The 13,269-nt window shown below is 54.2% G+C and carries 12 protein-coding genes; 4 read left to right on the top strand and 8 right to left on the bottom strand.

The genetic code is table 11. The annotated features are described in order from the left end of the window. Positions 1-375 precede the first annotated feature (375 nt). On the top strand, positions 376-1,086 hold the full coding sequence (locus WN16_RS02615; RefSeq protein WP_003837709.1) for a DUF3053 domain-containing protein: 711 nt from the start codon (positions 376-378) through the stop codon (positions 1,084-1,086). 58 nt (positions 1,087-1,144) lie between these two features. Here the strand turns inward: WN16_RS02615 and ghrB are convergent, their stop codons facing one another. From ghrB to WN16_RS02585, 6 genes are all read right to left on the bottom strand, one after another. Beyond that, positions 1,145-2,119, bottom strand: a complete 975-nt coding sequence (ghrB, locus tag WN16_RS02610; RefSeq protein ID WP_016151146.1) for a glyoxylate/hydroxypyruvate reductase GhrB — start codon at positions 2,117-2,119, stop codon at positions 1,145-1,147. Between the two features lie 258 nt (positions 2,120-2,377). Beyond that, the gene (locus WN16_RS02605; RefSeq protein ID WP_044700397.1) at positions 2,378-3,688 is read right to left on the bottom strand and encodes an MFS transporter; all 1,311 of its coding nucleotides are present in this window, start codon (positions 3,686-3,688) and stop codon (positions 2,378-2,380) included. A gap of 70 nt (positions 3,689-3,758) precedes the next feature. Next, positions 3,759-4,697 (bottom strand): sugar kinase, encoded by a 939-nt coding sequence (locus tag WN16_RS02600; RefSeq protein WP_044700394.1) that lies wholly within the window; start codon positions 4,695-4,697, stop codon positions 3,759-3,761. A gap of 3 nt (positions 4,698-4,700) precedes the next feature. Beyond that, a complete protein-coding gene (locus tag WN16_RS02595) occupies positions 4,701-5,450 on the bottom strand; it encodes a hypothetical protein (RefSeq protein ID WP_003024284.1) in 750 nt (249 codons plus the stop codon). 99 nt (positions 5,451-5,549) lie between these two features. Further along, positions 5,550-6,566 (bottom strand): LacI family DNA-binding transcriptional regulator, encoded by a 1,017-nt coding sequence (locus WN16_RS02590; protein ID WP_044700393.1) that lies wholly within the window; start codon positions 6,564-6,566, stop codon positions 5,550-5,552. A gap of 141 nt (positions 6,567-6,707) precedes the next feature. Next, positions 6,708-7,370 (bottom strand): OmpA family lipoprotein, encoded by a 663-nt coding sequence (locus WN16_RS02585; RefSeq protein ID WP_003837719.1) that lies wholly within the window; start codon positions 7,368-7,370, stop codon positions 6,708-6,710. Between the two features lie 159 nt (positions 7,371-7,529). Between WN16_RS02585 and WN16_RS02580 the strand changes: the two genes are divergently transcribed. Continuing rightward, complete coding sequence (locus WN16_RS02580) at positions 7,530-9,863, top strand: molybdopterin guanine dinucleotide-containing S/N-oxide reductase (protein ID WP_044700390.1); 2,334 nt, start codon at positions 7,530-7,532, stop codon at positions 9,861-9,863. On the opposite strand, the gene WN16_RS02575 is transcribed toward WN16_RS02580, so the two are convergent. After that, a complete protein-coding gene (locus WN16_RS02575) occupies positions 9,832-10,272 on the bottom strand; it encodes an N-acetyltransferase (protein WP_003846105.1) in 441 nt (146 codons plus the stop codon). The genes WN16_RS02580 and WN16_RS02575 overlap by 32 nt on opposite strands. Further along, complete coding sequence (gene tag, locus WN16_RS02570; RefSeq protein ID WP_044700387.1) at positions 10,262-10,831, bottom strand: DNA-3-methyladenine glycosylase I; 570 nt, start codon at positions 10,829-10,831, stop codon at positions 10,262-10,264. The genes WN16_RS02575 and tag overlap by 11 nt, the downstream gene beginning before the upstream one ends. A 157-nt stretch (positions 10,832-10,988) precedes the next feature. Between tag and WN16_RS02565 the strand changes: the two genes are divergently transcribed. Both WN16_RS02565 and WN16_RS02560 read left to right on the top strand, forming a co-directional pair. Then, positions 10,989-11,690, top strand: coding sequence for an autotransporter outer membrane beta-barrel domain-containing protein (locus tag WN16_RS02565; protein WP_003846109.1), 702 nt, complete (start codon positions 10,989-10,991; stop codon positions 11,688-11,690). Positions 11,691-11,941: 251 nt separating this feature from the next. Next, entirely contained in the window at positions 11,942-13,144 is a 1,203-nt protein-coding gene (locus WN16_RS02560; RefSeq protein ID WP_003024301.1) for an MFS transporter, read from the top strand. Positions 13,145-13,269 lie beyond the last annotated feature (125 nt).

The following is a 13,269-nucleotide window of genomic DNA, read 5'->3' as shown; positions in this document are numbered from 1 at the left end:
ACTCCTACAAATCACACAGCGGGATCGTGAATTTCTTCGAAGCTCATTAAGAGTAGTCGCAAAAAATGAAGTCGGATTCGGGGTTTGAGAGTTGGATTCGTTTCAGCAGATCGCAGGTGACAATCTGTTACTGGCTAACAAACTGATAAAGGTCGGGATCTCCGAACGATCGATTCCGATTGTAAAGATGACTAAAATATGACGCCGAGTAGTAAATGCAGCATTGTTTAGCAAAACGAACGGTGGTGGGAACGGTTATTTTCCCCCACAAGATTATGCGGAAAGGGTATCTTGCGGGGCTGACCTGGACTATCCTTGTTAACGTCAGGCACGCGGGTGTCGTTGTGCGCATTTTTGGGTGAAAGGAGTATTAAAATGGCGACAGGTAAGTCCTGCTCTCGCTGGTTTGCGCCTGTTTTGGCGCTCTTAATGGTAGTTGGCCTGAGTGGGTGTTTTGATAAAGAAGGCGATCAACGCAAAGCGTTTATCGATTTTCTGCAGAATACTGCAATGCGTAGCGGAGAGCGTTTACCAACGCTGACCGCCGATCAGAAAAAACAGTTTGGCCCGTTTGTGTCCGATTACGCGATTCTGTATGGCTATTCGCAGCAGGTTAATCAGGCGATGGACTCCGGTCTGCGTCCGGTGGTTGATAGCGTAAATGCGATTCGTGTTCCTCAGGATTATGTGACTCAGCGTGAGCCGCTGCGTCAGGCAAATGGTGCGCTAGGTGTATTAGGGCAACAGTTGCAGAATGCGAAACTACAGGCAGATGCTGCGCATGGCGCGCTGAAGCAGGGCGAAGATCTGAAGCCGGTCTTTGACCAGGTTTACAATAAAGTCGTCACTGTACCTGCAGAGGCGTTACAGCCGCTGATCCCTGCAGCGCAAATCTTCACGCAGCAGTTAGTGCAGGTTGGTGATTTTGTGGCGCAGCAGGATACGCAGGTGAGCTTTGTCGCCAACGGTATCCAGTTCCCAACGTCACAGCAGGCAAGTCAGTACAACACGCTGATTGGCCCGTTGGCTTCTCAACATCAGGCATTTAACCAGGCCTGGACTGCTGCGGTGAATGCCGCTCAGTAATTAAGCCGCTGTAAGATATGAAGGGCCGGGTGAGCGTAAGCGCTACCCGGCCTTTTGTTTATCGCGCGACCTGCGGGTTTACGCAGTTCTTCTCAACGCGTCCTTGCAGCGCATCGATTAAGTTATCCACCGCACAGGCCGCCATGTTATAGCGTGTTTCGTGCGTGGCTGAACCAATGTGCGGCACAGCAACCACGTTTGGCAGCGACAGCAGCGGTGAGTCTGCCGGTAATGGCTCCTGCTCAAACACATCCAGGCCAGCGGCATGAATTTCGCCGTTTTGCAGGGCGGCAATCAGTGCTTTTTCATCGACCACCGGCCCACGTCCGGCGTTAATGAAAATGGCGGAAGACTTCATTTTGGCAAACTGTTCGGTGCTGAACAGATGATGCGTTTCGTCGGTTAACGGCAGGATCAGGCAGACAAAATCGGATTCTTGTAACAGCGTATCAAGATCGCAGTAGCGCGCGTTGAAACGTTCTTCTGCTTCCTGATGATGACGGCGCGCATTATAGAGAATCGGCATGCTAAAGCCGAAATGCGCACGTTGTGCCAGCGCCAAGCCAATACGGCCCATGCCGACAATCCCCAGCGTTTTGTGGTGCACATCCGTACCGAACCAGTCCGGCCCGATACTTTTGGTCCATTCACCGACCTTCACCCGTTCAGCCACTTCTACCACGCGGCGAGCGGTGCTTAACACCAGCGCCATCACCGTATCGGCGACGGTTTCTGTCAGTACGGTTGGCGTGTGCATCAACAGCACCTTACGCGCGTTAAGGGCATCGACGTCGAAGTTGTCATAGCCGACGGAAATCGTGGAGGTCGCACGCAGTTTCGGCATTTTCTCCAGTAGTGCGGTATTGACGGCTTCACTGGAGCCCAGCAGACCTTCCGCATTGGCAAATGCTTCGGCGTGCTGTGCGACGGTTTCCGGGCGCAGGTTAGGCACACGAGTCACAGTAAAATGCTCTTCCAGGCGATGCAGTAAATCGTCAGGTAACGCTTTATAGAGAATAATGGACGGCTTCATGCGAATCTCCGTAAGTTAAAATTTAAGCGTGGCGTGCGCCAATAGGTAGCTGTTGATTATTAGCAGGCTCAGGCCGAGTCCTGCCGTTGCACACGCACGTCGCTGGCGGTTATTTTTGCCCAGTGCAAGGCACGAGCAGAGAAGTTTGGTGAACCAAACGAGCTGGGAGTAACGCCGCAATGGGCAAAAATAGCCCCAGCCCTTCGGGACACGCGTCAGAACCACGAACTCTTCGTTGTCTGGCTTGGGCATAGTTCACTATGCCCAGCGCCCTCCGCCTTGATTACGCGGTTCTGCCACAGTGTCGACGGTGTGTTCAATGGCAGGACTCGGCCTCACAATGAGAGTTAGCCATACTGAGACAAAAAGCGCTACCCCCATAAAAATGTACGAGGCGGACGGGCTGCCGGTAGCGCCATTGAGGTAGCCGACAAACCATGAACCAAAGAATGAGCCTAGTGCGCCCATACTGTTAATCAGCGCCATTGCACCCCCGGCAACGTTACGCGGCAGCATTTCCGGAATGATGGCAAAGAAAGGACCATAAGGGGCATACATTGCCGCACCCGCAATAACCAACAGCGTGTAAGAAATCCAGAAGTGGTCTGCGCCCACGGCCCAGGAGCCGATAAAAGCGAAAGCAGCTATCAGTAACAGTGGCCAGACAAACAGCTTACGATTTTGCAGTTTATCGGAGGCCCAGGAAACGAGGATCATCGCCGCAGTCGCCGCCAGATAAGGTACGGATGACAGCCAGCCAACCTCAACCATCCCCAGATTTGCACCGCCGTTGCGGATAATCGACGGCAGCCACAGGACAAAACCATAGACGCCAATACTCCAGGTGAAATACTGCATACACAGCAGGATGACGTTACGTGAGCGGAAAGCCTCGCTATAGTTCCGTACGGCTTTGATTCCTTGCTGCTCTTTTTCCAGTTGTGCCTGAAGGGCGGCTTTTTCAGATTCTGACAGCCAACCGACCTGAGACGGTTTGTCTTTTACCAGCACCCACCAGCAGAACGCCCAGATGATGGCCGGGAAGCCCTCGATGATGAACATTTCCCGCCAGCCCAGCGCCTGGATCAGATACCCGGAAACCACGGACATCCACAGCACGGTGACCGGGTTGCCAAGGATCAGGAAGGTGTTGGCGCGTGAACGTTCGGATTTGGTAAACCAGTTGCTGATATAAATCAGCATTGCGGGCATCACGGCAGCTTCAACGACACCGAGAATAAAGCGAATGGCGGCGAGCATGGGAATGTTACTGACCATGCCGGTCAGTGATGCGCATCCACCCCAGAGGATCAGACAGACAAAAATCAGTTTTCTTACGCTGCGACGCTCGGCGTAAATCGCGCCTGGGATCTGGAAGAAGAAATAACCGAGGAAAAACAGCGCGCCCAGCAGGGAAGAGATCCCTTTAGTAATGCCGAGATCCTCGTTGATACCGGCGGCGGAGGCGAAGCTGAAGTTCGCGCGGTCGAGATACGCCAGGCTGTACGTGATAAACACGATTGGCATGATGTACCACCAGCGTTTTGCTGCATTTGTTGAGCTATTCATAGACTGCCCTCTGATTATGCTGTTACGCCGCCTCTGAATGTAGGGTACAGAGACAGAGTTGACCGGGAATTTATTCCCCTAATTGTTCACGTGTGGGTAATCCTTCGCTGTCGCCCTGAACCTGAATGGCCAGAGCGCCAATTTTATTGCCGCGGGTCACCGCCTGATGCAGCGAGCGACCTTCCAGCAGGGCGCTGATAACGCCGACCGCAAAGCCATCGCCTGCGCCGACGGTGTCGACCACGTTGTCGACTTTTACCGGTGCGACGCAGCCCTGCTCGCCGTTGGCGGCTTTATACCAGGCGCCATCGGCCCCTGTTTTGATGATCACGGCCTTCACCCCGTGGCGCAGATAAAAGTCGGCGATGGCTTCAGGCGTCTGCTGACCGGTTAAAATAATGCCCTCTTTTAATCCAGGCAAAACCCAGTCGGCCTGGAATGCCAAACGGTTCAGTTTTTCCACCATCTCGGCTTCGCTTTTCCACAGCACAGGGCGTAAATTCGGGTCGAACGAGATGGTCTTCCCTTGTGCTTTCAGTGTGCGGGCGGTATGGGCTAACAGTTCATAAGAGCTGGCAGAAAGTGCCGCCGCTACGCCGCTCAGGTGCAGGTGGCGCGCGCTGGCGAAGTAGGCTTCGTGATAATCCTCAATGCTGAGGTGGCTGGCAGCGGAACCTTTGCGGAAGTATTCCACAATGGGATCGGTTCCATTTTCGACCTTAGATTTAAGCTGAAAGCCGGTAGCGTAACGCTCGTCCTGGGTGACTCCCTGCGCATCAATCCCTTCTTTTTCCAGCGACTTAACGATAAAACGGCCAAAACTGTCGTTGCCTACACGGCTTACCCAACCGACCTTCAGGCCCAGCCGGGCAAGACCGGTCGCCACATTGAGTTCAGCGCCAGCAACGCGCTTGATAAACTGCTCCACATCCGCCAGTTCGCCGGTTTGCGTGGCGACAAACATCGCCATCGCTTCACCAATAGTGACCACATCCAGTGAATTTTTCATGCGTTACTCCTCGCGTAACAACTCGACGTAACGGCGAGTAACCGCCGCCAAATCCTGCCCTTCCAGGGGAAACTCAATGCCGCGTGGAACATCGCCCGGCAGCGTTTTCAACAGCGTCAGCCAGCGCGGATCGGCTGCATCAGGCGGTACGGCACGGTAGCTGTCGCGATGTGCAACGGCGGCTTTGACATGGATATACCCAACGGTTGACGCCAGTTTCTGCGCCGCCTGTTCCGGGGAGTCGCCCACCCACAGCCAGTTGCCCATATCGAAGGTCAGAGATATCGGCAGATTTTGCGTCTGGCAGGCTTCGTTAAAGCGCTGCATCGGCTTCAGGCGTCCGCAGGCGGTCTGATCGTTTTCGACAACCAGTTCCATTCCGCTGTTGTCCAGCCATTCGCGTAACACGTTGAACTGTTCGGTATGGGAGAAATGACCGAGGGAGACTTTTAGCCACAGCGCCTGCAGGGCCTGTGCTTCTTCAAGTAGCGCAGGAAGTCGGGGATTGAGGCTACCGTCCTCAAGGAACAACGGCTCAGGCGCTGAGTAACAGGCCAGCAGGCCGAAAATTTCGATAGCAGATGCCACCGTAGACAGCGTGTGCAGCTCGGCGTCGGTCAGCAATTCGCGGCGGATTTCGACGCCGTCAGCACCGGCTTCAGCGATAATGGGCAGCATTGCCGTTTGCCCGCCAGCGGCCCGTACCTGGTCATGGCCGTAAGCGGCGGTGACCACCATAATTTTTCTTTTCATGGAAACTCCAGACTAGCGTTCTTGCTATAACGCTAGATGGAACCGGTTCCAAAGAAAAGCTTATGATGTTGAATTTATGATCACCATCACGAAGGAAATTTAACGGGCGGTAGAGCCGCGAACGATTAGTTCGCCGGAGAAGACCTGTTCCTGAATGGCAGCAGGGCCGCCATCGATCCGGCGTACAACCTGCTCAACGGCGGTGTAGCCAATCTGCCAGGTAGGTTGTTTCAACGTGGTAATACCAACGCCCGCCAGTTCGGCCCATTCCAGTTCGTCAAAACCGAGCAGGCCGATATCGCTGCCCCAGTTAAGGCCAATGCGTTTCAGGGCGCGGGCAACCTGTAGTGTGAGAGCGCCATTGGCTGAGATAACGGCTTTGCGCATTCCCCGGTGCTGCTGGTGGAACTGGCGCAGGGTTTCGTCCAACTGCGTATTGTCCGTGAGCGGGACTTCGGCATTTTGTGCGATAACGCCGGGGTACTGTGCGAGGGTGGCGCGAAAAGCGCTCAGGCGTTCGCGGCGGGTATTCACCATGCCGAGCGGTTCGCTGAGGAACAGGATGGCTTCAAAACCTTGTTCGACCAGATGTTCCGTGGCAACCGTTGCCGCCTGGGTGTTATCCAGCCCGACCATATCACAGGCGAAATCGGGAATTTTACGGTCAATCAGCACCATCGGCAGCGCAGACTGCTGCAGGCGGTTCAGCCCCTCTTCGCGCATCCCGACGGCGTTGACCACAATCCCTTCGACCTGGTAGCTGCGCAGCAGGTCAAGATAATGCAGTTCCTGATCCACTTCGTTGTTGGTGTTACACACCAGCGGGGTAAAGCCTTTATCGCGGCAGGCGGCTTCAATGCCGCTTAACACGTTGACGGAGTAGGGATTGGTAATATCGGCGATGATCAGGCCAATCAGGCGGGTACGACCGTGTTTCAGTCCTCTTGCCATCAGGCTGGGACGGTAGTCGAGATCGGCAATGGCTTGTTCAATGCGGGCCAGTAGCGCGTCGGAAAGCAGGTGCTTTTCACCGTTGAGATAGCGTGAAATGCTGGTCTTGCCGGTTTTTGCGGCTTTCGCCACATCGCTGATGGTTGCCCGTGTTGATTTGCTCATCGCTGATTTCCCTGAATTTCGTGTGAATACCTTAGCGGGAAAATCTGACGAAGCAAGTAATTTGCCCGGTGGCGCTGCGCTTACCGGGCCTACTTGTCGAACGTAGGCCGGGTAAGGCGAAGCTGCCACCCGGCTCAACGATTACTGCATAGGACTCAACGTAATCTCAACGCGACGGTTTTGCGCTTTACCTTCCGCCGTGCTGTTGCTGGCGATCGGATTTGACGGACCCATGCCCTGAGTGCGGATACGATTAGCGGCAACCCCTTGCGTGATTAAGGCGCTGGCCACGGAGTCCGCGCGTTGCTGAGACAGACGCATATTCAGATCCTGGCTGCCGGTGCTGTCGGTGAAGCCCAGCACGTTGACGGCGGTTTTATTGTACTCTTTCAGTACCATTGCCACGCCGGTCAGGGTGTTGGCACCAGCAGGTTTCAGGTTGGCGCTACTACTGTCGAAGGTGACGTTATTCGGCATATTCAGAATGATGTTATCGCCACTACGCGTCACGCTGACGCCCGTTCCCTGCATTTTGTCGCGCAGTTTGGCTTCCTGCACGTCCATGTAATAACCGACACCGCCGCCAACGGCCGCACCCGCCGCCGCGCCAATCAGTGCGCCTTTACCGCGATCTTTCTTCGAAGAAGAGAGTGCGCCAATGCCCGCGCCGACCAGAGAGCCAATACCCGCGCCAATGCCGGATTTACCTGCTTCGCGTTCGCCGGTGTAAGGGTTTGTTGTGCAGCCAGAAACCGCCAGGGCGCCGCTCACGATGGCAGCAATAACAAAAACACGTTTCTTCATCTTAATTCCTTAATGACTTTTTCTTCTTTGCCACAGCGACCGTGGCGGTTGATTATGACGTGTGAACATGAAGAAAATTCCAGGGAAGACTCTGAAATTTGTAAGTAACATTGAACGGCATAATAAATAAGTCGTCACATCGCATTCAGGAGCGCCATCTTGGCTAATTCACCCGCACATTACTCGGTGTTAACCGCCGCCCACTGGGGACCAATTCTCGTCGACACCGATGGTGAGACGGTTTTCTCCTCGCGTGGCGCGCTGCCCACTTCCCATCCCAACTCTTTGCAAACCGTGGTGCGCGACCAGGTTCACAGTAAAACGCGGGTACGTTTTCCAATGGTGCGTAAAGGCTTTCTCGCCTCGCCGGAGAATCCCCAGGGCGTGCGTGGGCAGGATGAATTTGTTCGCGTCAGTTGGGACGACGCGCTGAATCTTATCCATACGCAGCATAAACGCATCCGTGACAGCAACGGCCCGGCCTCGATTTTTGCCGGTTCCTACGGCTGGCGCTCTAACGGCGTGTTACACAAAGCGGCAACCCTGCTACAACGCTATATGGCGCTGGCAGGCGGTTATACCGGGCATCTGGGGGATTATTCGACAGGGGCTGCGCAGGCGATCATGCCGTACGTGGTGGGCGGTAACGAAGTTTACCAGCAGCAAACCAGCTGGCCAGTGGTGCTTGAGAACAGCGAGGTGGTGGTGTTATGGAGCGCTAATCCGCTGAATACACTGAAGATTGCCTGGAACGCGTCCGATGAGCAGGGGCTTGCTTACTTTGAGGCTTTGCGCGACAGCGGTAAACGGTTGATCTGTATCGATCCGATGCGATCGGAAAGCGTCGAATTCTTTGGCGAAAAGATGGAATGGATTGCCCCGCATATGGGGACCGACGTGGCGCTGATGCTGGGCATCGCGCATACGCTGGTGGAAAACGGCTGGCATGACGAGGATTTTCTCGCCCGGTGTACCACCGGCTATGACCGTTTTGCAAACTATCTGTTGGGTAAATCTGATGATGTTGTGAAAACGGCAGAGTGGGCTGCGGAGATTTGCGGTATACCCGCAACAAAAATACGCGAACTTGCGGCGATATTTCACCAAAATACCACCATGCTGATGGCCGGATGGGGGATGCAGCGCCAACAGTATGGTGAGCAGAAACACTGGATGATCGTCACCCTGGCCGCCATGCTCGGGCAAATCGGGACGCCAGGCGGCGGTTTTGGGCTGTCGTACCATTTTGCCAACGGAGGCAACCCAACGCGCCGGGCTGCGGTGCTGGCTTCAATGCAGGGCAGCGTTAAAGGCGGTACCGACGCGGTAGATAAAATCCCGGTGGCGCGAATTGTTGAAGCGCTGGAAAATCCCGGTGGTTTTTACCAGCACAACGGCATGGACCGCCATTTCCCGGACATCCGCATGTTGTGGTGGGCTGGTGGCGCTAACTTCACCCATCATCAAGACACTAACCGTTTAATTCGCGCCTGGCAAAAACCGGAGCTGGTGGTTATCTCGGAGTGTTTCTGGACCGCCGCAGCGAAGCATGCCGATATCGTACTGCCGGCGACCACCTCCTTTGAGCGCAATGATTTGACCATGACCGGCGACTACAGCAACCAGCACCTGGTGCCGATGAAGCAGGTTGTGCCGCCGCAGGACGAAGCGCGAAATGATTATGATGTTTTTGCCGAGCTGAGTGAACGCTGGGAAGAGGGCGGTTACGAGCGATTCACCGAAGGCAAAAGCGAGCTGGAATGGCTGGAGACGTTTTACAATATTGCCGGGCAACGTGGGGCCAGTCAGCAGGTGACATTGCCGCCTTTCGCCGAGTTTTGGCAGCGCAACGCCCTGATCGAAATGCCGGAAAATGCCGCCAGCGCGCAGTTTATCCGTTTTGCGGATTTTCGCCGCGACCCGCAGGCTCATCCGCTGAAAACGTACAGCGGAAAAATTGAAATCTACTCCGCGAGGATTGCTGGTTACGGCTACGCGGACTGTGCGGGGCACCCGATGTGGCTGGAGCCGGATGAGTGGTTCGGTAACGCCGAACCGGACCAGCTACAGCTGCTTTCCGCCCATCCGGCGCACCGTTTGCATAGTCAGCTTAACTACAGTGCGCTACGTGAGCAGTACGCGGTAGCGGATCGTGAGCCGGTAACGATTCATCCGCAGGATGCCCACGCACGCGGCATTGCGGATGGCGATACGGTCAGGGTGTGGAACCAGCGTGGTCAAGTTCTGGCGGGCGCGGTGGTGACGGCGGGTATTAAACCCGGCGTTATCTGTATTCATGAAGGCGCCTGGCCTGATTTGGATCTCGCAGCGAACGGTATTTGTAAAAATGGCGCCGTCAACGTGCTGACCAAAGATCTCCCCAGCTCGAAGCTGGGGAATGGCTGCGCGGGCAACACCGCGCTGGCGTGGCTTGAAAAATACAACGGACCCACGTTGACGCTTACGGCGTTTGATCCGCCTGCCAGCCCATAATCCACGTGGGATGGTGAGTCTCTTCCTGCCATGCGCCGTCTTCAATGCGAAAACCCAGCGCATGGTAGAAGTTCACCGCTGATTGATTCTTCTGGTAGACCTCCAGGCTTAGTAACGAAAAGCGCTGCTGCACATGCTGCACCAGCGCTTTGCCGATCCCGCTTCTGATGGCGGCAGGCGCGACAAACAGCGCGCCGAGGAAGCGGTCATCAATGACGCTGACAAAACCTTTGAGCTCGCCTTCTTCTTCCCACACCCAGGTTTGCGCGGCTGGCAGATAAACATCCCGCACCACTGATTCACTTTCGCGCCAGTAGCGCTCTTCGATAAACGGATGGGCATGGATTGTGCTTTCCATCCACAGCGTCAGAATCGCTGGTATATCTTCAGCCTTTGATTCACGAATCATGTTGTTCTCCCGGATAACAGATGCAGCTGGTGACATGATCGTTGACCAGGCCGCATGCCTGCATAAAGGAGTAACAAATGGTGGTGCCGACAAACTTAAAACCGCGTTTTTTTAACGCTTTAGACAGCGCGTCTGACGCAGGCGTGGAGGTGGGAATATCGCTCAGGTTGGCGGCGCGGGTCACTTGTGGTTGGTTATCAACAAATGACCAGACGAACTCGCTAAACGACTCTCCGTTTTGTGCCATCGTCAGAAAGGCACGAGCGTTGCCGATAATGGCCTGAATTTTTCCGCGATGGCGAATTATGCTGGCATCCAGTACCAGCCTTTCCACATCCTCTTCGGTCATGGCCGCCACTTTTTCCGGGTCAAAATGGTGGAAAGCGTGGCGATAATTTTCCCGTTTCTTGAGTACAGTAATCCACGATAACCCGGCCTGCTGGCCTTCGAGGCAGATCATTTCGAACAGCTTTTTGCCATCGGTTTCGGGGACGCCCCATTCCTTGTCGTGGTAGGCAATGTAAAGTGGATCCTGACTGACCCATCCGCAACGCTGCATATTCTTCCTCGCTGTTTTTACTGGCGTAAAAATTTCATTCGGCCCGCCTTGACGCGCCAGCTAAAAAGACAATATTTAATACAAGGCCTGCTGGCCCAAATACTTCACACAATGACAATAATATCGCCGAATTCGGCTCTTTTCTGGAGTCGCGTTGATGCTTATAAGAAACAGTAGTGGTCGCCAAAGGTTAACTCTGGCGAGCGTCATAGTTTGTGCGCTGTCCATCAATACAGCATATGGCTGGCAACAAGAATATATCGTTGATGCGCTGTCAGGGCATACGGCTGAACGTTATACATGGGACAGCGATCACCAACCACGTTATAACGACATTCTGGAAGAACGTATTCGTTCCACTCAGAACGTGGCGGGGCCCGTGGTGAATCTGGCGGATGAGACGCCAATGGATGCCACCAGCGGCATGAGTATGGGCTGGAACTTCCCGCTTTCAAGGCAGGTGACAACCGGTCCGGTTGCCGCGCTGCATTATGACGGTTCCACCACATCTACTTACAACGAATTTGGCGATAGCGCGACGTCGGTAACGCAGAACGATCCGCTGTGGCATGCCAGCGTGAGCTCGTTGGGCTGGCGAGTCAATTCGCAGTTCGGTGATGTGCGACCGTGGGCGCAAATCAGCTATAACCAGCAGTTTGGCGAAAATATCTGGAAGGCGCAGTCGGGTCTCAGTCGCATGACGGCGGCGGGTCAGGATGGTAACTGGGTAGATGTTACCGTCGGTGCGGATATGCTGTTGAACCCGCACATGGCGGCTTACGCGGCGCTGTCGCAGGCGGAAAATAGCACCAACAACAGCGACTATATGTACACCATGGGAGTGAGCGCCAAATTTTAACGTAAACAATCATCACATAAACATCTTGATTACATGTTGAGATCAACAATCACACGCACTCCAGCGATAGCGTGTACTAACTCATGCGATAAAATTCAGTAACCCGACTTTTTGTCTCGTCATTCATTCCGCATTCCAGGCATTTCATTCCGTCCTGGCGGCATTTCATGCCGTTTTCCCCTGCTCATAAAAACGCTTCGGTATGGTTGTTGGCAGAGAATTTCCCCTTTTGTTTATGCAGGAAGACTGCCATGAAAACTTCTGATTATCAGCGTACCCGCTGGCTGACACTGATCGGCACCATCATTACCCAATTTGCTTTAGGTTCTGTTTATACCTGGAGCCTGTTTAACGGTGCGCTTTCTTCTAAGCTTGATGCGCCGGTGAGTCAGGTTGCCTTTTCCTTTGGCCTGCTGAGCCTCGGGCTGGCAATTTCTTCTTCCGTCGCCGGGAAACTGCAGGAACGTTTTGGCGTGAAACGCGTCACCATGGCCTCCGGTATTTTACTCGGTGTTGGCTTCTTCTTAACGGCACACTCTGACAGCCTGATTATGCTGTGGCTGAGCGCTGGTGTGTTGGTTGGTCTGGCGGATGGCGCAGGCTACCTGTTAACACTTTCCAACTGTGTAAAATGGTTCCCGGAGCGTAAAGGGCTGATTTCCGCCTTCGCTATCGGTTCTTACGGTCTTGGCAGCCTCGGTTTTAAATTCATCGATAGCCAACTGTTGAGCACCGTGGGTCTGGAAAAAACCTTCATGATCTGGGGCGCGATTGTGCTGGTAATGATCGTCTTTGGCTCCACGCTGATGAAAGACGCGCCGAATCAGGAAGTGAAAACGAAAAATGGCGTGGTTGAGAATGACTACACCCTGGCGCAGTCCATGCGTAAACCGCAGTACTGGATGCTGGCGGTCATGTTCCTGACGGCGTGTATGAGCGGGCTGTACGTAATTGGCGTGGCGAAAGATATCGCACAAAGTCTGGCACATATGGATGTGGCAACGGCGGCAAACGCGGTGACCGTGATTTCTATCGCTAACCTGTCCGGTCGTCTGGTTCTGGGGATTCTGTCCGACAAAATCTCTCGTATTCGCGTTATCACCATTGGTCAGGTCGTTTCGCTGGTGGGTATGGCGGCACTGCTGTTCGCGCCGTTGAATGATGTGACCTTCTTTACGGCGATTGCCTGTGTGGCATTTAACTTTGGTGGCACCATCACCGTGTTCCCGTCACTGGTGAGTGAGTTCTTCGGTTTGAACAACCTGGCTAAAAACTACGGTGTCATTTACTTAGGTTTCGGTATCGGCAGCATTTGTGGTTCCATTATCGCCTCGCTGTTCGGCGGATTCTATGTGACCTTCTGCGTTATCTTTGCGCTGTTAATTATCTCGCTGGCGCTTTCTACCACTATTCGTCAGCCGCAGCGTAGCGTCTATACCGAGGCACACGCCTGAATCTATTAGTGGTCTGATTAATGCCCGGCGCATATATTTACAAAAATATATGCGCCGTTTGCATTCTCTATAAGCACTTTTCTTCCCTCCTGTGGTCTACTTACCTGCGCTGTAGAATTTTCTTA

The organism is Citrobacter sp. ABFQG, from assembly GCF_004322975.1.
In the GTDB taxonomy this organism is placed as follows: domain Bacteria; phylum Pseudomonadota; class Gammaproteobacteria; order Enterobacterales; family Enterobacteriaceae; genus Citrobacter; species Citrobacter freundii.
The sequence above is the reverse complement of the archived record's forward strand: the minus strand, read 5'-3'. Positions and strand labels throughout refer to the sequence as shown.